A 21,197-nucleotide genomic window follows, 5' to 3' on the forward strand; every position below is an offset into this window, starting at 1 on the left:
CGATCGTGGGCTGTTACTACCCCTGGCGGGGCAGTAACAGCCCACGATCCGTTGCGGAGCCGGTCAACCCTGGAGTCGGCGCCGGCCGCATCCGCCAGCGGCGGCGAAGCCGCTGGTCGGCACGTTTTCCGAACGAGGCAAACTTTTCGCTGTCCCCGGCGTCTGAGGGAGCGGGAGGTGTGCCGTGGGTCGGGCGTCCGAGCGGGAATTCACCGCGTTCGTGCACGAGCGGGGCGACGTGCTGCTCCGCGTCGCCCAGGCGCTCGCCGGTGACCGCTACGCCGCCGAGGACCTGCTGCAGAACGCGCTGGCGAAGGCGTACGCCCGGTGGCCCCGGATCCGGGGCGACGCGGAGCCGTACGTCCGGCAGATCCTCTACCACGACCAGGTCTCGGCCTGGCGGCGGCGCGGACGGCGGGCCGAGGTGCCGCATGCCGAGGTGCCGGAGCCACCTGCCGCCGACACCCAGCACGACCACGACACGGCGGTCCGGATGATGCTCCGGGACGCGCTGATGATGCTGCCACCCCGGCAGCGGGCGGTACTGGTGTTGCGCTATCTGGAGGACCAGACGGTGGAGCAGACCGCCGCGGCGCTCGGCTGCCGTCCCGGCACCGTGGCCAGCCAGGCGTCCCGGGCACTGAGCAAACTCCGCGAACTCGTGCCGGAGTTCGCGGAGCTGACCCAACGGGCGGAGGCACTGCGATGAGCGAGCGCGCGGACCGGCTGCTGCGGGAGGCCGTACGCGAGTTGGCCGGCAGCCCCCACCAGCCGCCGAACTTCGCCGCCACCGCCATCGTCCAGGGCCGGCGGATGCGCCGACGCCGGCAGACGATCGCAGCCGCGGCGGCGTTCGTCGCGATCGGCGCCATCGCGGCACCGTACGTCTGGCTCCGGCCCGACCCGCAGCCACCGGCCCTGGGGATCGGCGGACCACCGGCGGCGACCACGCCGGCGAGTTCGCCGACGCCCCGGTCCGAGCCGCCGGGCGACTGGCGGAACGGGCCGGTGGAGTTGCCCGGCGGTGCGCTGCTGCTCAGTGCCGGCTCGACCCGGCAGGCGGGCCCGACCTGGGCGTACGACGCCGCCCGGCGCCGCTACGTCAGCGTCCCGGCGAGCTACACGTCGGTCCGGGTCTCTCCGCGCCTCCCGGTTGCCGCGGTACGCAGCTCCGACCGCCCCACCGACGTCGCGCTGTACGACCTGGCGACCGGCAAACCGGAGTGGTTCCGGACCGGCAAGACGGTCATGGGCGTCGAGTGGTCGCCGGACGGACGGCGACTGCTGGCCACCCTGCAGGACAGGAAGACCGGGATGTACACCATCGGGCTGCTCACCCCCGACGCCGGAGGCTTCCAGTACTACCCGGTCAAGACGCGCCTGGTGTCCTGCCTCGGTGTCTGCCGGTTCACCTGGGCTCCCGGCGGCCGGGAGGTGGCACTGTCGCAGGCCGAAGCGGTCGTCGACGCCCCGAAGGTGGTTCCGCCCGGCCTACAGCTCTTCGCAGCCGACGACGGCATGCCCACCCGGTTTCTGCCGATCCAGGGCGGTGTCGCCAGCTCGGCGGCGTGGTCTCCGGACGGCTCGCTGGTGGTGGTCTCGGCATCGTCGGATTCGGCGGCCCGGGGCGAACCGGCACCGCCAACCAAGGAGAAGGTGGCCGCGCAGCTCGTCTCGACGCAGACCGGGAAGGTGGTACGGCAACTGCCGAGCGCCGACGTAACCTGGATCACGCCCAGCCGGCTGCTCTATCTGGACCCGGCCCGGCCCGGCGGGCTCACCGCGGTGCTCGTCGATCCGACCGGTGCCGAGCACGAGCGGGCCGAACTTCCGCTCGAACTGGTCAGCAGCGACGACATCAGGTTCGCGGCCAGGTGATCGTCGGGTAACGATCCGGTACGCACACCGCGGATCGAGCAGGTTCTGCCCCCAATCCGGATGGGCGAGCGGCTAATGTCGCACGGACGTCCGGCCGGGGTGGGTGCGGTGAACCAGGCCCCGATCCGCTGCCCACCGGCCGGCGTCCGAGCGCTCAGCCAACTCACAGGTTGCCCGGGCCGGTTACCTTGCAGTCGTGGCAGCGGGGACTCTGATCTTCCTCATCATCGGCGGCGCCGGAGTCGCAGTGCTGGTGCTCGCCCTGCTCGGTACGGAGTTGGCGCACCTCGGCAACCCGGACATCGACGGCCCGATCAGCCTGGAGACGATTGCCGGGTTCGCCGGCGTACTCGGCTTCGGCGGAGCCATCGCCAACGAGGTGATCGGCGGCCGTACCTTCGGCCAGGTCGCCGCCGCCGGTGGCCTGGGCGCGCTGGCGGCGGTGCCGGCGGGCTGGCTCGCGGCCCGGCTCTCCCGGGCGGCCCGCAACATGCACACCGACGCCACCCCGACCCGCAACGACCTGGTCGGGGCCCTCGGGGTGGTGGTCACCCCGATCCCCAACGCCGGCTACGGCGAGGTGCGGGTCCGGGTGGGTGGCCAGCCGGTGAAACTCAACGCCAGAGCCGAGCGGCCGATAGCGCTCGGCGCGCAGATCTTCGTCGTCGAGGCGCTGACCGAGACCAGCGTCCTGGTCGAGACCTACTGACTCCAGGCCGGTCCGTACGCCGAGCGCCGCCACTCGGACACCGGCACCACCCCACCCCGAACACCATGTCCACCCCCACGAACCTCGGCAGTCGACCGCGCACGTCAACCCCCAATCCGAAATGGACGGTGCCATGCTGATCCTCATCGCCATCGGCGGAGCAGTGCTCCTGGCCCTCATCCTCGTCATGTTCGTGCTCTCCCGGATCAAAGTCGCCGGGCCGAACGAGGCTTTCATCGTCACCGGCCGCAAGGGCCGTACGACGCAGAGCGCCGACGGCAGCCGCTCCACCGACATGTCCGGGCAGAAGGTCGTACTCGGCGCCTCGGTCTTCGTCCTGCCGGTGGTGCAGAAGCTCCAGTCGCTCGACCTGTCCAGCCGGCGGATCGACGTCAGCATCAAGGGCGCGGTCAGCAAGCAGGGCATCCGGGCCGAGCTGCACGGCGTGGCGATCGTCAAGGTCGGCGGCACCGAGGACGCGATCCGCGCGGCGGCGCAGCGGTTCCTGCACCAGCAGGACGAGATCGAGAGCTTCACCCGCGAGGTGCTGGCCGGTGCGCTCCGCTCGATCGTCGGCCGGCTCACCATCGAGGAGATCATCCGGGACCGGGCCGCCTTCGCCAGCGCGGTCGCCGAGGAGGCCGAGCACTCGATGACCAACCAGGGTCTGGTGCTCGACACCTTCCAGCTCCAGGACATCCTGGCCGAGGGCTCCTACCTGCAGGACCTCGGCCGGCCCGAGGCGGCCCGGGTGCTCAAGGACGCGGCCATCGCCGAGGCCCGGGCCCGGCAGGTCGCCGAGCAGGAGCGGCTGCTCGCCGAGGAGGCGATCGCGGAGGCGAACCGGAACCTGGCGCTGAAGCAGGCCGGCATCCAGGCCGAGATCGACGCCGCCAAGGCCAAGTCGGCCGCCGCCGGCCCGCTGGCCCAGGCCGAGCGGGACCAGGCGATCCTGACCGAGCAGCAGAAGGTCGCCGAGCGCAACGCCGAACTGAAGCAGCGCCAGCTCGACACCGAGGTCCGCAAGCCGGCCGACGCGGCCCGGTACAAGGTGGAGCAGGAGGCCGAGGCGTCCCGCAACGCGGCGGTGCTGGCCGCCGACGCCGAGCGGCAGGCCACCATCGCGGCCGCGCAGGCCGCCGCCGAGCAGGCCCGGCTGACCGGTGAGGGCGAGCGGGCCCGCCGGGCGGCCCTGGCCGAGGCGAACGCGATCGAGGGTGCCAAGGAGGGTGAGGCCGAGCAGCGCCGGCGTACCGCCATCGCCGACGCGGTCGAGCGGGAGGGCCAGGCGGAGGCCGCGGCGATCCTCGCCCGGGGCCAGGCCGAGGCGGAGGCGATGTCCCGCAAGGCCGAGGCTTTCGCGTCGTACGGCGAGGCGGCCGTGCTCGACCTGCTGGTCAAGGTACTGCCGCAGGTGGTCGAGGCGGCGAGCGCCCCGGTCGGCGCGATCGACAAGATCACGGTGATCTCCACCGATGGCGCCTCCTCGCTGACCAAGTCGGTGGCGGCCAACGTGGCCCAGGGACTCCAGCTCGGCAGCGACCTGACCGGGGTCGACCTGACCGGGCTGCTCGCCCGGCTCGGCGCGGCCCGCGGCAACGTCGACCAGATCGTCGACGGCACGCTGACCAACGGCGGCAAGGCGGTCGAGCCGAAGAGCTGACCACCCGGGGACGTTCCACCCCGCGGCCCGGTACCGGAGTTGCCGCTCCGGTGCCGGGCCGCCTGCTGTTTGCGCGCGGGCCGGCTGCTCCCGCACGGGCTCCGGAGCGAGCCCCGCCTCCCCACGGTCACCCCCGCCGCGAGTCCCGGAACCCGGTCCAGCAGTCCGGCCGGCGGTGCCGGTGTGGTGATCGCCGCTCTGGGCTCCCTACTCCGACCGGGCGTACAGGGTGGTGAAGGCCAGGGACTGCTGGGTCAGCCGGTCGCCGGCACAGGTGTAGTTGGACGGGGCGGTCGAGGCGGTGAAGGGCCGCCAGCGTCCGGGCGTACCGGCACCGACCCGCAGCCGCACCTCGGCCGCGGATCGTACGTCCCGCAGCTCGATCCGGTCGCCGACGAGCGCGTAGCGGTAGCTGACCCTGCCCCGCAGTTCGAGCACGACCTCCTGGCCGCCGTGACTGCTGGAGAAGACCGTGCCGTCGCCGTAGTCGGCGATCCCGGCGCCCTCGGCGCTGAGCGAGAGCGTCGACCCGGTGCCTCCGGTGAAGCTCAGCCGGCCCACCTCGGGCACGTCCACCTGCTCCTGATGCTCGGTGACCCGCCAGGTGCCGACCAGGCAGCCGGGCGCGCCCGGTGCGCCGCTCGGCGTACTCCCGGCCGGCGGGTCGCCGCCGGTGGCGGGGGCGGGATCCGTCGGGCCGGCGCCGGTCGGGTCCTGCGACCCGCCGTCCCGGAGTACGACCACCAGCACGATCGCGACGACGAGGGCCACCAGCGTCGACACCAGCGCCACCATCGGGACCAGGAAGGAGCGGTCGCCCGGCCGACCCGAGACGTCCACGATCACCTCCCCGCCTGTCGTACGCCGGATAGGACGGTATCGCCAGTGGACGCGGCGGGCGAACCGTCCGTTCCGGCATTGACACCGCGCTGGCTTCTACGGCGACGTCGACCGGGCGCTACGCCGGGAACTCGCGGGTACGTCGATCGCCGACGTGCTGGACCAGACCCTGGAGACGGGAGAGTCATGAGCAACGGCGTACGCCATCCGGTCGTCGTCGGAGAGCACGTCGTCTGCTGGCTCACCCGGTTCGCCGATGCCGCGCGGCTCGACGATCACCTCCGGCGCCTGGACCGGTCCACCCGATGGCGGGACGAGGTGCTGCCCGAGCTGCGCGCCGCGCTCGTCGCCCCGCCGCGACAGCTACGGTTGGCTCCGACGACCCGCTCGGCGCTGCGCTGACCGGCACCGCCCGGGTGCTGCCCCGGTACCGCCCCGAATGTCGGTCCGCGGCGAGATCGGTCGGACCGCCAGACCGGCCCGTCAGTCGGTGATGCCCTGTTCCCGGGCCCAGCGCAGCAACTCGGCCTCGGCCTCGTCCCGGTCCAGCGGGCCCCGCTCCAGACGCAGTTCCTTCAGGTACCGCCAGGCTCGACCCACGATCGGCCCCGGCGGTACGCCGAGCAGCTCCATGATGGCGTTGCCGTCGAGGTCGGGGCGTACCCGGGCGAGGTCCTCCTCCGCCTGGAGGCGCGCGATCCGCTCCTCCAGCGCGTCGTAGTCGGCGGCCAGCGCGGCGGCCTTGCGGCGGTTCCGGGTGGTGCAGTCGGAGCGGGTCAGCTTGTGCAGCCGGGGCAGCAGGTCACCGGCGTCGGTGACGTACCGGCGCACCGCCGAGTCGGTCCACTCGCCGCGCCCGTACCCGTAGAACCGCAGGTGCAGCCCGACCAGTGCGACCACCTGGCCGATCACGTCCTTGGGATAGCGCAACGCCTTCATCCGCTGCTTGGTCAACCGGGCGCCGACCACCTCGTGGTGGTGGAAGCTGACCCGGCCGTCCGGCCCGACCGCCTTGGTGGCCGGCTTGCCGACGTCGTGCATCAGTGCGGCCATCCGGAGGACGAAGTCGCAGCCCTCCTCCTCCAGCCGCACCGCGTTGCTCACCACGATCAGGGTGTGCTCGTAGACGTCCTTGTGCTGTGCGTGCTCGTCGATCTCCAGCTTCAGCCCGGACAGCTCCGGCAGGAACCGGTCGGCGAGGCCGGTGTCGACCAGCAGGCGCAGCCCGGTGATCGGGTCGGCCCCGCAGAGCAGCTTGGTGAACTCGTCCCGGATCCGCTCGGCGGTGATCCGGTCGAGGTCGGCCGCCATCGCCCGCATCGCCTCCCGGACCTCCGGCGCGACGGCGAAGCGCAGTTGTGCGGCGAACCTGGCCGCGCGGAGCATCCGCAGCGGATCGTCCCCAAACGACTCGGCCGGGGTGCCGGGGGTCCGGATCACCCGATCGGCGAGGTCGGCCAGCCCGCCGTGCGGATCGGTGAAGTCGTGCCCCGGCAGGCTGACCGCCATCGCGTTGATGGTGAAGTCCCGGCGCCGCAGGTCGTCGGCGAGGTCGGTGCCGTACCGGACCACCGGGTTCCGGCTCACCTGGTCGTACGACTCGGCCCGGAAAGTGGTGATCTCCAGCCGCAGCCCGTCCCGCTGGGCGCCGATCGTGCCGAACTCGCGCCCGGTCTCCCAGGTCGCCTCGGCCCAGCCCTTCAGCAGCCGCAGCGTCTCGTCCGGGTGCGCGTCGGTAGCGAAGTCGAGGTCCTCGCCGAGCCGGCCGAGCAGGGCGTCCCGGACCGAACCGCCGACCAGGTGCAGCTCGTGACCGGCCCGGGCGAACCGGCGACCCAACTCGTCGGCGACCGGCGAGACCCGGAGCAGTTCCGCGACGGCATTGCGCTGGGCAGCGCTCAGGGCCGACCGGCTGGCGGACGGCGTCGACGGGGCGCTGTGCGGGGCGGATGTTTCGGACATGGGATCGCCAGCCTACTGAACCGTCCGGCACCGGCTGGCGCCGGGCACACCAACTGACCGGCGACGCGGCCGGGCGGCCGGGTGACCGGGTTGACTAATGTTCCAACAGTGCCGGCGGGCGCCCCTGCCCGCCGTACCCCTTGGGAGGCTGAGATGGCTGGCGGGCTGTACCGCAGCGCCAACGCCATGCCCGACGGCGTCCCGCCGCCCCAGGACGGCGCGACGCTGATCTCCGCGTCGCCGGCCCTGGAGAGCACCGCACCGCCGCCGGAGACCGCCGGCAGCGCCGCCGGCAACAGCGCGATCATGGCGATCGGCAGCCTGGTGAGCCGGGGTACCGGCTTCCTGCGCACCCTGATGGTGACGGCCGCGCTGGGCGCCTTCGCCGTCAACGACGCGTACGCCACCGCGTTGATCATCCCGCAGATGGTCTACGAGTTCCTGCTCGGCGGCATCCTGACCAGCGTGCTGGTGCCGGTGCTGGTACGCCGGCGCCGGGTCGACGCCGATGGCGGCCAGGCGTACGCCCAGCGCCTGCTCACCCTGGCCGTGCTCGCCCTCGGCGTGGCCGCGGTGCTGGCCATCGTGGCCGCCCCGGTGCTGACCGAGATCTACGCCAGCGGCCGCGGCGACGACTACCAGGGCCTGGTCACCACACTCTCCCGGCTGCTGCTGCCGATCATCTTCTTCTCCGGGCTGAGCGCGCTGGTCGCCGCGGTGCTCAACACCCGTGGGCACTTCGCGGCGCCGATGTGGACACCGATCCTCAACAACCTCGTGATCATCGCCGCCTGCGCGCTCTACATCGCCATCTACGGCGCGCAGATCATCGAGCCGGACGAGATGAGTCCGGGTCGGATCCTGCTGCTCGGCGGCGGCACCCTGCTCGGCATCGTCGTCCAGGCCGTCGGCCTGCTGCCGGCGCTGCGCAGGGTCGGCTTCCGCTGGCGGTGGCGGTTCGACTTCCGGGAGCTGGGCCTGCGCGAGCTGGGCCGGCTCGGCGGCTGGATGTTCTGCTACGTGGCGGTCAACTCGGTCGGCCTGATCGTGCTCTTCAACCTGCTCAACCAGGTGGAGGGCGAGTCGGCCGGACCGGCCATCTACAACAACGTCTTCCTGCTGCTGATGATGGCGCACGGCATCATCGCAGTCTCGATCATCACCGCCCTGATGCCCCGGATGAGCGCCGCCGCCGCCGATGGCCGGTTCGAGGACATGGCGAGCGACCTGTCCCGTACCGTCCGGACCGTCACCGCCGTACTCGCGCCGATCGCGGTCTGCTACGCCGTACTCGCCGAGCCGATCGCGGTGAGCCTCTTCGACTACGGCGCGGCCCGGGGCGACGCGGGTGCCATCTCACCGGTGCTGCTGGTCGCCGCGCTGGCGCTGATCCCGTTCGCGGTCAGTCAGGTCTTCACCTTCGCGTTCTGGGCGCTGCCCGACACCCGCATGCCGGCGCTGATCAACATCCCGGTCGTACTGCTCCGGATCCTGGTGCAGGTGCTCGTCTTCGCCGCGTTCTCCACCTCGGTACTCGCCTCCGGGATGATGTTCGGCAACGCCGTCTCGTACGTCGCCGCGGCGGTGATCTCCGCCTGGTTGCTGCGCCCCCGGATCGGCCGGATCGGCCTCGGCGCGATGTTCAACACCTTCGGCCGGGTACTCGTGGCGGCCCTCGGCGCGACCCTGGTGGGCCTGCTGGTGGTGACCCTGCTGCCGGGTCAGGCGACCGAGAACCGCTGGCTGGGCTTCCTGGAGGTGGCGATCGGCGGAGCGGCGATCGGCGCCACGTACCTCGGACTGGCCCTGCTGCTGCGGATCCGGGAGATAACCACGGTGGTCGGCATGGTCCGCCGCCGGCTCGGCCGGTGACCGGTCGGAGTGCGGACTGGGGACGTACCTGTGGATAACCCGGCCGGTCCGGCTCTCGACACCGACGTGCCGGCGCTGCGGAGCACCGTTGCGGTGTGACCGACGTGACCGCCGTTCGGCAACCACCCGGATGCTGTCGACCTCGGGCGTCCGGCATACTTCCGGCGCACGGGGGAAGGTGCCGGGTGCACGCCGACGCCCCGGACGACAAGGGTGCCGGGCGGGGGCGGCGGGGCCGGCACACCGACCCGGTAGCAAACTGTTGAAATTAACCTATAGATTACTAAAAGCACGGGCCATCAAGGTGGCTGACAGCGGACGATCCAGCGCGCTTCCCGACACATCCGCCCAGCAGGTCCACGTACGGCCGCAAGATGACGTGTCGGGGATCAGTCAGACCCGGGTAAGGTCGCTCTCGACGAGTGCGGCGAGCGCCTAGGCTAGGAGTGCCGGTGGCCGTCCGATTTCCTTCGAAGGCGGAGCGGGAAGCCAGATGCCTAGCAGCACGGGTCCATCGATCGACACGATCACCGAGGGAGGACGGGTGACCCAGGTCGGCGAAGGTCAGGAGGCGGACGAGGCAGCTCCGTCCGTGATGACCTTCGGTGCCCCCGCCGTCGGTGAGATCCTGGCCGAACGGTACGAGCTTGCCGAACACATCAACGACGACAGCGCGGGCCGGCAGGTCTGGCGCGGTGTCGACGTGGTGCTGCGCCGACCGGTCGCCGTGGTGCTGCGCTATCCCGGCGGCGACTCGGCGAAGGAGATGCTCCAGGCTGCGGTGGCGGCCAGCCGGGTGATCCACCCCAACCTGGTCGGCGTCTACGACGCGATCGACGAGGAGGAGCGGGCGTACGTCGTCCGCGAGTGGGTGGACGGCCACTCCCTGCGTGAACTCGTCGCCGAGGGCGTACTCGACCCGGCCCGGGCCACCAGCATCGCGCACGCCGTCTCCGGGGCGATCTCCGCAATCCACGCCACCGGCATGGTGCACGGCAACCTGCACCCCGGCACCGTGATGGTCGGCGACGACGGCCGGGTGGTGCTCGCCGACGCGCGCACCGACGGCGCGGACACCCCCGAGACCGACGTACGGGCGGTCGGCGGCATCCTCTACTACGCGTTGACCGGCCACTGGCCGCACACCGAGGCGTCCCTCACCGCCGGCTCGACCCGGCGGTCCCGCTCGCCGCTGCCGGACGCGGTCCGGGACGCGAGCGGCACCATCGCGGCCCCCCGGCAGGTCCGGGCCGGAGTCCCCGCCTACCTCGACGACCTCACCATGGACCTGCTCGACTCGCAGCTCGCGGTGCCGTCCTCGGACGTCCTCGCCGCCGAGCTGGGCCGGCTCGACGCCGCCGCCGAGGAGCACTACCTCGACAGCGGGCCCCTCCGCTTCACCTCCGGCGACGACGGCGGCCCCGACCTGCCGACGCCCAGCAACCGCAGGATGCTGATCGGCATCGCCGCCCTGCTGGTGATCGCACTGGTCGGGCTCTCGCTCGGCATCAACGCGCTGGTCGGCGATCGGAACTCGACCGACGGCCAGGCCGGACCGACCCCGAGCACCGGGACCAGTACCCAACCCGCAGTGGCCGGCGACCCGGAGCCACCGGCCGCCACCCCGCGCAAGGTCGACCTCACGGGCAACCAGGTCCGGGTTATCGACCCGGACGGCACCCGGAGCGAACTGGACGAGGTGGAGAAGGCGGTTGACGGCGACGTCAACGAGGGCTGGGAGACCGAGACCTACCGGAACGGGTCGAAGTTCGGGAACAAGAAGTCCGGCATGGGCATCCTGATCAACCTGGGTGAGCCCCGCGAGGTCACCAGCGTGCAGGTGGACTTCTCCGAGAGCGGCGTCTCCGCCGAGCTGCGCTCGGGCACCAAAGACTTCCCGGCGACCGCCAGCGGCGACCGGGCTCTCGTCGAGGCGTACAGCACCCGGATCGGCAACGCGTACGAGAAGAGCGACCGGACCAAGGTCTTGTTCAGCCAGTTCGCGCCGGGCCAGAAATACCAGTACCTGATGCTGTGGATCACCGACCTGCCGGAGACCGAGCCGGGTTCCGGCCGGTGGAAGATCGGCGTTCAGGAGATCACGGTCCAGAGTCGGTGAGCTGCCGGTCGTCCCAGTGCGTGCGTGACTCGGTTATCGTGCGGCCATGACCGGCGGGTTGGGTTCCGACGCTGCCGGCCGGGCCGGCTCGCCCTCCGCCCGCCCCTGGGCGCCGACCGACCCGGCCCGGCCGGCAGGCCCGACCATGGGCAACACCGACCCGCACGGACCGCAGACCGGAGGCCGGACCGACCCTACGACCTGGCCGGCCTCCTCGACCCGAATCGGCTCAACCACCCGCCCCGACGCCCCCAGGGCGTCCGACGGACTCACTCCGTCCGGGATCGGGTCGTCGACGGACGAGCCGGGTCCGGCCGGGGCGCCGCCGCGCACGGACGCGACAACGCCGGCCACGGACGTGTCGAACCAGGTTGACGGGGTGACCCGGGCCGCCGGCGGTGCATGGACCGGCGACCCGGAGCGCAGCGACGCCGAGCTGCTCCGGGCACACGTCGACGGCGACCGGGACGCCTTCGCGACCCTTTTCCACCGGCACCGGGACCGCCTCTGGGCGGTGGCGCTGCGTACGGTGACCGACCGGGAGGAGGCGGCGGACGCCCTCCAGGACGCCCTGCTCTCGGCGCACCGCTCGGCGGCCCGGTTCCGGGGCGAGGCTGCCGTCACCACCTGGCTGCACCGCATCGTGGTGAACGCCTGCCTCGATCGGATCCGCCGTCGGCAGGCACATCCGACCGTGCCGCTGCCGGACAGCACCCGCCCGCTCGACACCGCCCGATGGCAGGGTGGCGTCGAGCCGGCCGCGCCGGCCATCGACCACGACACCACGCTCGTCGTACGGCAGGCGCTCGCGGAACTCCCGGTCGAGCAGCGGGCCGCGCTGGTGCTGGTGGACCTACAGGGCTATCCGGTCGCCGAGGTGGCCGAGATCCTTGGTGTCGCCGAGGGCACCGTGAAGAGCCGGTGCGCCCGGGGACGGGCCCGACTCGCCGTGCTGCTCGGCCACCTCCGACCGGCGACCGGTCGCGATCCCGCGCCGAGCCCCAGGGTGCCGTCGGTCACCAGCGGGAACCTCGGCTCCGGTGGCGGCGTCCGATCGGAATCGATCCGGCTCGCGGCGGACAGGCAGGTGGCACCGGACCGGCGTTTTGGCCGGACCGACCAGGACCAGGAGGAATCGTGACCGGGGGCCAGTTCCGGGAGGTCGATCTCGACCTGCTGGCCGACTATGTCGGTGGCGCGCTGGACGGCACCCCGGACGAGGTCGAGATCGCCCGGCTGGTCGACCAGGACCCGGCCTGGGCGGAGGCGTTCGCCGACCTCACCGCCGGCCTCGACGCGGTACGCCTCGACCTGGCGGGCTTGGCCGCCGCGCAGACCCCGATGCCGCCCGTGGTGGTCGACCGGCTCAGCTCGGCGCTGGCCGGCGCTGCCACCCCCGGCACCTCCGACCCGGCCGCCGCAGCCCAGGACCAGCCCGCCGAGGCGCCGGACGAGGCTCTGGCGGAGTCGGCCGACGAGCCGGACGACGCCTCGGCGGAGCCGGTCGGTGTCCCGGCAGCGGGTGCCGATACCCGGTCCGGTGCCATTCCGGACTCCGGGACCGGGCCGTCGGGCGGATCCCCGTCGGGCGGACCGACGCGTCCGAGCGGCCGGCCCCGTCGACACCTGCCCGGCGTACCCGCGCAGCCCGGCGGCGCGCAGCGTCCCGGCCGACCGGGTCGGCGGCGGCGCTGGACGCGACGGATGGCCGGTCCGATCCTGCTCGCCACCGTGGTCGCCGGCTTCGCCGGGTTCGCCGTCAGTGGTCTCGTGGACGGCGGCGACAGCGCCGGTGACCAGCCCGCCGGTACGGCGATGAACTCCGGCGAGGACGCGGCCGCACCGCAGGTCCTCGGCTCCGGCCCGCCCCGGACGGTGGTGGAACCGTCCGTCGAGCGGGTCCTCTCCACCGGCACCGACTACACCCCCGACTCGCTGCCGGACACCGTCTCCCACCTGACCAAGCAGGCTGCCCCGACCACGCCGGCCACCCGGTCCGCGCCGCAGAACCGCAGCTCCGGCCCGGTGCGGGAGGACGCCGCCCCGGCTGCCAGCCCGTTCTCGGCCGCCGGCGCCTCGCCGTGCTGCCTGCCGACGGGGGCCGGCAAGTCGCTGGAACGCCTGACCGACCGGTCCGTACTCGCCGCCTGCCTCGACGCGATCACAACGGCCCACGCGCAGGGCCCGGTCGCGGTCGACCTGGTGGACTACGCCACCTTCCAGGGCCGGGCCGCGCTCGTCGTCGTCTTCACCGACCGCTCGGGGGCCCGCTGGGCCTGGGTGACCGGTCCGAACTGCGGCTCGCCCGCTGCCGACCTCATCTACCAGAGCCGGGTAGGGTAAAACAACGCCTCATCGGCTGTTTGGTCGACGCAGTGACATGACCCACCGGATGACCGGCTCGGGAATCCCCGGTTCGTACGATGACGTTCTGGCTTGCAGGCGCCGGTGCCGTACGTGGCCGGCGCTCGGACCGCCGTCGGCGCCTGGCGCCGGTGGCGCAGAGACACACATCGGGAGACGGCAGTGGACGAGGTCCGCAACCTGATCATCATCGGCTCTGGGCCGGCCGGTTACACCGCGGCGGTCTACGCCGCGCGCGCCAATCTCAAACCGCTGGTCATCGAGGGTGTGCAGTCCGGTGGTGCGCTGATGACCACCACCGAGGTGGAGAACTTCCCCGGCTTCGCGGACGGGATCATGGGTCCCGAGCTGATGGACTCGATGCGCAAGCAGGCCGAGCGGTTCGGGGCCGAGTTCGTCACCGACGACGTGACCCGGGTCGAGCTGGTCGACACCGGCGTACCGGGCGAAGGCAGGGTGAGCACGGCGTACGTCGGTGAGACGGCGTACCGGGCGAAGGCGGTCATCCTGAGTACCGGTTCGGCCTGGCGACCGCTGGGTGTGCCGGGCGAGCAGGAATATCTGGGGCACGGTGTGTCGTCCTGCGCCACCTGTGACGGCTTCTTCTTCCGCGGCCAGGAGATCGTGGTGGTCGGCGGCGGCGACTCCGCGATGGAGGAGGCGACCTTCCTCACCAAGTTCGCCAGCAAGGTGACGATCGTGCACCGCCGCGACGAGTTCCGGGCCAGCAAGATCATGGCGGACCGGGCACTGGCCAACGACAAGATCCACGTCGAGTGGAACAGCGTGGTCGAGGAGGTGCTCGGCGACGACGGCAAGGTCTCCGGGGTACGCCTGCGCAACGCGCACACCGGCGAGGCCAAGACGCTCGACGTCAGCGGCGTGTTCGTGGCGATCGGCCACGACCCGCGCAGCGAGCTCTTCCGGGGTCAGGTGGAGCTGGACGACAACGGCTACGTCAAGGTCGAGGCGCCGAGCACCCGGACCAACATCCCCGGCGTGTTCGCCGCCGGTGACCTGGTCGACCACACCTACCGCCAGGCGATCACCGCGGCCGGCACCGGCTGTGCCGCCGCCCTCGACGCCGAGCGGTTCCTCGCGACGCTCGACGAAGACTGAACACCAACGCACGAAGCAACCCCCGAGGAGGACTAGTGGGAGCAACAAGCGCCGTCACGGACGCCAACTTCGCCAGTGACGTGCTGCAGTCCGATACGCCGGTACTGGTGGACTTCTGGGCCGAGTGGTGCGGGCCGTGCCGCAAGGTCGACACCCTGCTGGAAGAGATCGCCGGCGAACTGGGGGACAAGGTCCGGATCGTCAAGCTCAACATCGACGACAACCCGGAGACGGCCCGTGCCTACCGGGTGCTGTCGGTGCCGACCCTGACGATGTTCAAGGGCGGCGAGCCCGTCCAGTCCATCGCCGGGGCCCGCCCCAAGAGCGACCTGATCAAGCTCATCGAAACAGCGCTGTAGCGCACGCCACCGCCACGCCGACGCGCCCGTCTCCGGATCCTCGGACGCGGGCGCGTCGGCGTTCCGGCCGGCGGGACCGGCCACCGGTCGAGACTGATCCGCCACAATCGCGGCCAGCACGCGTCGGGCACCGGCCGAACGGGTATATCCCCAGCTCATCGGCGGGATTGGCCGGATACCGTACGGTCAACGACGGGCGGGGGCCGGAGCGCCACGGTACGCTCCGGAAGCGTTCCTCCTCGCGACGGTGCGCCGGCGCCGCCGGGCCGGACCCCGTCGACCGGTCCATCGGGGCCGCCCGGAGGAGCCACGAACCGTCCGCCGCCGGACCGGTCGCAGGGCCGATCCGGCACACCCGCCCGACAGCCGGGCAGTCAGCCGCAGGCACGCAGAGGGAGGTTGTCCGTGCGTCCGATCCGACGTGGTGACCGGGGACGCGCGGTCACCGAGATCCGAGCCGTCCTGGTCGGGCTGGGCCTGCTGCCCGCCGGTGGGCCGCCCGGCGCCGACGAATTCGAGGCGGAGACCGAGCGAGCGGTACGCGCCTTCCAGCAGGACCGTGGGCTCAGCGTCGACGGTCAGGTCGGCCCGGAGACCTGGCGGGCGCTGGACGCGGCCCGCTGGCGCCTCGGTGCCCGTACCCTCTACCAGGCGATTCCCGACCCGCTGATCGGCGAGGACGTGCGTACCCTCCAGGAGCGCCTGCTGGAGATGGGCTACGACGTCGGTCGCGCCGACGGCGTGTACGGGGCCCGAACGGCCCGCGCGGTCGCCCAGTTCCAGCGCGAGGTCGGGCTCCCCCCGGATGGCGCCTGTGGCCCGCACACCATGAACGCGCTGCGCCGGCTCGGCCGGAAGGTGGTCGGCGGCCGGCCGACCCTGCTCCGCGAGTCCGACGCGTTCCGCCAGTCCGGCCCGAACCTGGTCGGCAAGGTCATCGTGGTCGACCCCGGTCACGACCCCTTCGATCCCGGGTTCGTGGTGCAGGACGGCACGATGCGGTGGACCGAGGCGGACCTCGCCTACGACCTCGCCGCCCGGCTGGAGGGCCGGCTCGCCGCCGCCGGCATGCGGGTGCACCTCACCCGGGGCCCGGCGCCGGCCGCGCCGCTGGCCGACCTCACCCGGGCCGACCTGGCCAACGAACTCGGCGGCGACCTGCTCATCTCGCTGCACATCGACGGGCACGCCAACCCGGAGGCGGACGGGGTCGCCACCTACCACTACGGCACCGCCAACGGGGTCACCTCAAGCGTCGGCGAACGGCTGGCCGGGCTCGTCCAGCGGGAGATCGTGGCCCGGACCGGGCTGCGCAACTGCCAGACCCACGCGAAGACGTGGGAGCTGCTCCGGCTGACCCGGATGCCGGCGGTACGCGTCGACGTCGGCTACCTCACCTCACCCACCGACCGGGCCCGGCTGATCGACCCCCGGTTCCGGGACCGGGTGGTGGACGCCATCGTCGCTGCGGTGCAGCGGATGTACTTCCCGGTCGAGGAGGACGTGCCGACCGGCTCGATCGACGTCAGCGAGCTGCGGGCGATGGTGGCGGCCGGCGCCGCCGCCCACGACTGACCGGCTGCGGCCGGCCGGTGAACCGTCAGCCGTGCACCGTCAGCCGGCGGCCGAGCGGGTGGCGGGGCGTACCGGGCGGAGCAGTCCTTCCGGGCTCATCGAGCCGAGCAGCTTCTCCAGCGCGTACTCGACGTCGGACTTCCAGGACAGTGCGGTACGCAGCTCCAGCCGGAGGCGGGGAAAACGCGGATGGGGTCGTACCGTCTTGAAGCCGACGGAGAGGAAGTAGTCGGCCGGGGCGACACAGCCGCCCGCGCCGTCACCGGCGTCGCCGAACTTCGCGTCGCCGAACGCCTCGATCGCCTTGATGCCCCGCTTCGTCAGGTCCCGCGCGACCCCCTGGACGAGCATCCGGCCCAGCCCGCCACCGGCGAAGGTGGTGATGATGTGTGCCGTGGTCAGCAGTGCGGCGTCCGCCGAGACCGGCGAGGTGGGAAACGCCATCGACCGGGGGACGTAGGCCGGCGGGGCATACATCACGAATCCGGCGGGCATACCGTCGACGTACGCGAGCTTTCCGCAGGAGCCCCATTCGAGCAGCGTCTGCGAGACCCAGGCTTCCTTCTCCAGGCCGGGGTCGCCTGCCTCGCGGGCACGTTCGGCCGCCACCGGATCCAGCTCCCAGTAGACGCACCGGCGGCAGGGCCGGGGCAGGTCTTCGAGAGTGTCGAGGGTCAGACTGACCAGACGTCGCGACATCGGCGCATCCCCACAAATCGTCCCCGGGGTCCAAAGACCGCAAATATCGCCATCTCCGGTCCCTACCCCCAACGAGCGATCGTACGCCGGAACCTCCCGGCTCGGGAGAGGACGGGTCGACTACGCACCGTTCCCCCGGCTCAGCCGGTGACCGGGCAGGTCAACCGGTCCGACATGTGGACGGACCGCCGGGCCGAGGACCTTACCGGGTGATCGGGATTACGATCGAGCGACGAGCGCCGACCGGCGGAGTTGCCGGACAGCCCCACCGACCCGCCCGCACGGCGGGGATCGAGCGGACCGGGACGGAGAACGGGCGCGGCGTTCGAGGTGCCGAGGGCGCCCGGGCGGGATCAAACGACCTGTTTCGGGAATGCGTTTCGGTGACCGTCCCGGCCATCATCATGGGGAGGCACGACGAGCGCAGGGAGGCGGGACGAGCGGGCAGCGGCGCCGGCATCCCCCGGCTCGGTCGCGGGCGTCGTGACGAGGAGAGAGCACAGCGAGGAGGCGGCATGACCGGCACGACGCTGGACGACTACACGGACCGCTATGCCCGGCGGGTACGCGGGATGACGGCATCGGAGATCCGAGCTCTCTTCGCCGTCGCCAGCCGTCCGGAGGTCGTCTCGTTGGCCGGCGGCGCACCGTACATCGCCGCGTTGCCGCTGGACGCGGTCGGCGAGATGCTCAACAAGCTCGCCGCCGACCAGGGCGCGAGCACCCTGCAGTACGGCATCGGCCAGGGCACGCTGGAGCTGCGGGAGCGGATCTGCGAGGTGATGGCGCTCTCCGGCATCGACGTCGGCTGCGGCGCCTCCCCGGAGGACGTGGTGGTGACAGTCGGCGGGCAGCAGGCGCTGGACCTGATCGCCCGGCTCTTCCTCGACCCCGGCGACGTCGTACTCGCCGAGGGGCCCACCTACGTCGGCGCGCTCGGTGTCTTCCAGAGCGCCCAGGCCCAGGTGGTGCACGTCCCGATGGATGCCGACGGACTGATCCCGGAGGCGCTGGAGCTGGCCATCGCCGAGGTCGCCCGTTCGGGTCGGCGGGCGAAGTTCCTCTACACGATCCCGACGTTCCAGAACCCGGCCGGCGTGACGCTGAGCGAGGAGCGCCGGGAGCGGGTGCTCGACATCTGCGAACGGGCCGGCCTGCTGGTGGTCGAGGACGACCCGTACGGCCAGCTCGGCTTCGACTGCGAGGCGCCGCTGCCGCTGCGGGCACGCCGCCGGGACGGCGTGTTCTACCTGAGCACCTTCTCCAAGACCTTCGCCCCCGGGCTGCGGGTGGGCTGGATCCTGGCCCCGCACGCCGTACGCGACAAGCTGGTGATCGCCAGCGAGGCGCAGATCCTCTGCCCGAGCGCCTTCGCCCAGGCCGCCGTCACCACATACCTGTCGACGATGCCGTGGCGGCAGCAGCTCAAGATCTACCGTGAGCTGTACCGGGAGCGCCGGGACGCCCTGCTCGACGCGCTGGCCGACTACATGCCGGCCGGCACGAGCTGGACCGAGCCGGGTGGCGGGCTGTTCGTCTGGGCGACGCTGCCGGAGGGCCTGGACGCCAAGGCGATGGTGCCCCGGGCCATCGCCGCCCGGGTCGCCTACGTGCCCGGCACCGGCTTCTACGCCGACGGCACGGGGGCGGGCCACATGCGGCTCAACTTCTCCTTCCCGCCGCCGGAGCGGATCCGCGAGGGTGTGCGCCGGCTGGCGACCGTGATGGAGCAGGAGGCCGCGATGCGCGAGGTCTTCGGCACTGTCGGCGCGCCGCCCCGCCGTCGTGGGCAGGCCGGCGCGGACGTGCCAGGTCCCGACTTGGCATGATCTCCGGCATGGGTACGCACTCTGCCGACGATCCGCTCCAGGCCGCCGAATGGCCTGACCTCGTACCTCGCGACACCACCGCCGAGCTGCGTGTCCTGGTGCTCGCCGGCGGACTCTCCTACGAGCGGGACGTGTCGCTGAAGTCCGGCCGGCGGGTGCTCGACGCACTCCGCTCGGTCGGCGTGGAGGCGGAACTCCGCGACGCCGACGTCTCGCTGCTGCCACTGCTTCGGGAGGATCCCCCGGACGCGGTGGTGATCGCCCTGCACGGGTCGACCGGAGAGGACGGCTCGCTGCGTGGCGTACTCGACATCTGCGACGTGCCGTACGTCGGCTGTGACGCCCGGTCGTCCCGACTGGCCTGGGACAAGCCGTCGGCGAAGGCGGTGCTCCGCGAGGACGGCATCCCCACCCCGGACTGGGTGGCGCTGCCGCACGACCGGTTCTCCGAACTCGGTGCGGTGGCGGTGCTGGACCGGATCGTCGACCGGCTCGGACTACCCCTCATGATCAAGCCGGCCCAGGGCGGCTCGGGTCTCGGCGCCGCCGTGGTCCGGGATCCCGGCGCGCTGCCGGCAGCGATGGTCGGCTGCTTCGCGTACGACTCGACGGCGCTCGTCGAGCGCTACGTACCCGGAATGGACGTGGCGGTCTCGGTGGTCGACCTGGGCGACGGCCCGCGTGCCCTGCCCGCCGTCGAGATCGTCCCCCGCAACGGCGTCTATGACTACGCCGCCCGCTACACCGCCGGGCTCACCACCTGGCACGCCCCGGCCCGATTGTCGGCCACCGTGGCGGCCCGGGTAGCGGAAACCGCCCTCGCGGCCCACTCCGCGCTCGGGCTCCGCGACCTGTCCCGGGTGGACCTGATCGTGGACGAGGACGACCGGCCGCACGTGCTGGAGGTCAACGTCTCGCCGGGCATGACCGAGACCTCGTTGCTCCCGCTCGCCGTGAACGCCGCCGGACTCGACTTCGGCGAGCTGCTTCGTACCCTGGTCGCCCGCGCCTCCCAGCGCCGTACCCTCGGCCGCCCCTGACCCACGACGCTCGCCGGCTCCGCGCACTGGCCCACCCGCCGAGGGCCAGCAACCGCGCGAACGCGCCCGGCACCGGGCGGGACCATGCCGCGCTGGTCGAGGAGCGGTGCCTCGTCGTCGCCCGGCTGGCTAATAGGCCCGGGTGGCCGGATCACCGGGTGACTCGCGGGCGCCCGGATCGGTGGCGTCCGTCGAGTCCGCCGGCTCTGGTATCCCCGGCCCCGCCTCCGCCTCGGTCACCGTCGGCGTAGCCGGGGGTGGAGCAGCGGCGGCTGGCTCGGTCGACGTCGCCGAGCCGGTTACCGGTGCGACGGCGGATGGCCCCGTGCCGCCCTGCTGGGCCAGGCTCGACGGTGCCTGCCACTGGATGCGGGGCGGCTCGGCCAGCGGGCGTCCGCCGAACTCGGCGAGCCAGGCTGCGACCAGCGCCAGATTCTCCCGCCACTGTGGCTCGGGGATCGGGGGCAAGATGTCGTCCCACAGGGACAGGAAGGTGCCGCGCAACTGGAGCCGCCCGTACGGCCGCGCCAGGAACCACAGGTGCAGGTGTGCGGCACCGTCACCCCAGCGGTTGACGTGTACCCGGGCGACCCCGTCCAGGGACCGTACGGCCCGTTCGAGCCGTACCGTCATCACCCCGAGTTCGGCAGCGAGCAGGTTGGGCAGGTCACCCAGGTCCAGATGCGAACGTGACTCGAGGATCAGCACCATCGGCAGCCCGGTCGGCCGATCCATGGCGCGTACCCGCCAGCGTTCGCTGACCCAGATGTAGGCGTCGTCGGGGGCGTTGCAGGAGTGGCATTCGCCGGAACCCTCGCCCTTGCGCGGCGGCTCGACCGCCACCGGCTCGTCGAGTTGCTTGACCCGGAACTCGCCTTCGAAGGGGAACGAAGGCCACCTGGTGAAGTCTGGTACAGCGGGAGGGGTGTGGGGCACGACGCTGACCCTAACCGAGTTCGGGACCGCTGTCCCTACCCTGTTTCGGCTGCCGATCATCGACGTCGCGGCGTGGCATCCGTACCACTTCCGCCGTCTCCTGGTCGACGCACGGACGACGCGAACCGCTCCCGGTACGGCGGCACCGAGCCGGCTCGCAAGGGCCACCAACCCGATTCGCGGCGCACCGCCGTAACGGCTTGAACAGGTTCGCCCGGCGGCTCGACTCGGGC

General features: G+C 72.3%; 18 protein-coding genes. 14 read left to right on the forward strand and 4 right to left on the reverse strand.

Annotation, left to right across the window (positions count from 1 at the left end):
* Nucleotides 1-184: 184 nt before the first annotated feature.
* The 4 genes from ACSMXO_RS42735 (at nt 185) to ACSMXO_RS42750 (ending at nt 4,250) form a co-directional block, all read left to right on the forward strand.
* Nucleotides 185-709: a SigE family RNA polymerase sigma factor gene (locus ACSMXO_RS42735; RefSeq protein ID WP_346262392.1), complete on the forward strand. Its 525-nt coding sequence runs from the start codon at nt 185-187 to the stop codon at nt 707-709.
* Entirely contained in the window at nt 706-1,878 is a 1,173-nt protein-coding gene (locus tag ACSMXO_RS42740) for a WD40 repeat domain-containing protein (protein WP_455416250.1), read from the forward strand. Before ACSMXO_RS42735 ends, ACSMXO_RS42740 begins: the two co-directional genes overlap by 4 nt.
* Before the next feature lie 196 nt (nt 1,879-2,074).
* Nucleotides 2,075-2,587, forward strand: a complete 513-nt coding sequence (locus tag ACSMXO_RS42745; protein WP_346262390.1) for a hypothetical protein — start codon at nt 2,075-2,077, stop codon at nt 2,585-2,587.
* A gap of 133 nt (nt 2,588-2,720) precedes the next feature.
* Nucleotides 2,721-4,250, forward strand: coding sequence for a flotillin family protein (locus tag ACSMXO_RS42750; RefSeq protein ID WP_346262389.1), 1,530 nt, complete (start codon nt 2,721-2,723; stop codon nt 4,248-4,250).
* A 207-nt stretch (nt 4,251-4,457) separates the two neighbouring features.
* Here the strand turns inward: ACSMXO_RS42750 and ACSMXO_RS42755 are convergent, their stop codons facing one another.
* The gene (locus ACSMXO_RS42755) at nt 4,458-5,090 is read right to left on the reverse strand and encodes a hypothetical protein (protein WP_455416251.1); all 633 of its coding nucleotides are present in this window, start codon (nt 5,088-5,090) and stop codon (nt 4,458-4,460) included.
* Between the two features lie 186 nt (nt 5,091-5,276).
* Here ACSMXO_RS42755 and ACSMXO_RS42760 point away from each other — a divergent pair, with 186 nt between their 5' ends.
* Nucleotides 5,277-5,492, forward strand: a complete 216-nt coding sequence (locus tag ACSMXO_RS42760; RefSeq protein WP_346262387.1) for a hypothetical protein — start codon at nt 5,277-5,279, stop codon at nt 5,490-5,492.
* Between the two features lie 81 nt (nt 5,493-5,573).
* On the opposite strand, the gene ACSMXO_RS42765 is transcribed toward ACSMXO_RS42760, so the two are convergent.
* The gene (locus tag ACSMXO_RS42765) at nt 5,574-7,052 is read right to left on the reverse strand and encodes a CCA tRNA nucleotidyltransferase (RefSeq protein WP_346262386.1); all 1,479 of its coding nucleotides are present in this window, start codon (nt 7,050-7,052) and stop codon (nt 5,574-5,576) included.
* 153 nt (nt 7,053-7,205) lie between these two features.
* Here ACSMXO_RS42765 and murJ point away from each other — a divergent pair, with 153 nt between their 5' ends.
* The 7 genes from murJ (at nt 7,206) to ACSMXO_RS42800 (ending at nt 16,460) form a co-directional block, all read left to right on the forward strand.
* Entirely contained in the window at nt 7,206-8,924 is a 1,719-nt protein-coding gene (murJ, locus tag ACSMXO_RS42770) for a murein biosynthesis integral membrane protein MurJ (protein ID WP_455416252.1), read from the forward strand.
* A 493-nt stretch (nt 8,925-9,417) separates the two neighbouring features.
* Nucleotides 9,418-11,043 carry a protein kinase family protein gene (locus tag ACSMXO_RS42775; protein ID WP_346262384.1) on the forward strand — a complete coding sequence of 542 codons (1,626 nt, stop codon included), beginning with the start codon at nt 9,418-9,420 and terminating at the stop codon, nt 11,041-11,043.
* Nucleotides 11,044-11,422: 379 nt separating this feature from the next.
* The gene (gene sigM / locus ACSMXO_RS42780) at nt 11,423-12,184 is read left to right on the forward strand and encodes an RNA polymerase sigma factor SigM (RefSeq protein ID WP_455419446.1); all 762 of its coding nucleotides are present in this window, start codon (nt 11,423-11,425) and stop codon (nt 12,182-12,184) included.
* Nucleotides 12,181-13,386, forward strand: a complete 1,206-nt coding sequence (locus ACSMXO_RS42785) for a hypothetical protein (RefSeq protein WP_455416253.1) — start codon at nt 12,181-12,183, stop codon at nt 13,384-13,386. Before sigM ends, ACSMXO_RS42785 begins: the two co-directional genes overlap by 4 nt.
* Before the next feature lie 183 nt (nt 13,387-13,569).
* A complete protein-coding gene (gene trxB / locus ACSMXO_RS42790; RefSeq protein WP_346262382.1) occupies nt 13,570-14,526 on the forward strand; it encodes a thioredoxin-disulfide reductase in 957 nt (318 codons plus the stop codon).
* Between the two features lie 35 nt (nt 14,527-14,561).
* Nucleotides 14,562-14,885 (forward strand): thioredoxin, encoded by a 324-nt coding sequence (gene trxA, locus ACSMXO_RS42795; RefSeq protein WP_130461256.1) that lies wholly within the window; start codon nt 14,562-14,564, stop codon nt 14,883-14,885.
* Nucleotides 14,886-15,290: 405 nt separating this feature from the next.
* A complete protein-coding gene (locus ACSMXO_RS42800) occupies nt 15,291-16,460 on the forward strand; it encodes an N-acetylmuramoyl-L-alanine amidase (RefSeq protein WP_346262381.1) in 1,170 nt (389 codons plus the stop codon).
* A gap of 39 nt (nt 16,461-16,499) precedes the next feature.
* On the opposite strand, the gene ACSMXO_RS42805 is transcribed toward ACSMXO_RS42800, so the two are convergent.
* Nucleotides 16,500-17,159 (reverse strand): GNAT family N-acetyltransferase, encoded by a 660-nt coding sequence (locus tag ACSMXO_RS42805; RefSeq protein ID WP_346262380.1) that lies wholly within the window; start codon nt 17,157-17,159, stop codon nt 16,500-16,502.
* Between the two features lie 515 nt (nt 17,160-17,674).
* On the opposite strand from ACSMXO_RS42805, the gene ACSMXO_RS42810 reads away from it, so the two are divergent.
* Complete coding sequence (locus ACSMXO_RS42810; RefSeq protein ID WP_346262379.1) at nt 17,675-18,988, forward strand: aminotransferase-like domain-containing protein; 1,314 nt, start codon at nt 17,675-17,677, stop codon at nt 18,986-18,988.
* Between the two features lie 8 nt (nt 18,989-18,996).
* Entirely contained in the window at nt 18,997-20,028 is a 1,032-nt protein-coding gene (locus ACSMXO_RS42815) for a D-alanine--D-alanine ligase family protein (RefSeq protein WP_346262378.1), read from the forward strand.
* A 129-nt stretch (nt 20,029-20,157) separates the two neighbouring features.
* Here ACSMXO_RS42815 and ACSMXO_RS42820 read toward each other — a convergent pair whose 3' ends face one another.
* Nucleotides 20,158-20,964 carry a hypothetical protein gene (locus ACSMXO_RS42820; protein WP_455416254.1) on the reverse strand — a complete coding sequence of 269 codons (807 nt, stop codon included), beginning with the start codon at nt 20,962-20,964 and terminating at the stop codon, nt 20,158-20,160.
* Nucleotides 20,965-21,197 lie beyond the last annotated feature (233 nt).

Source organism: Plantactinospora sp. DSM 117369 (genome assembly GCF_053764795.1).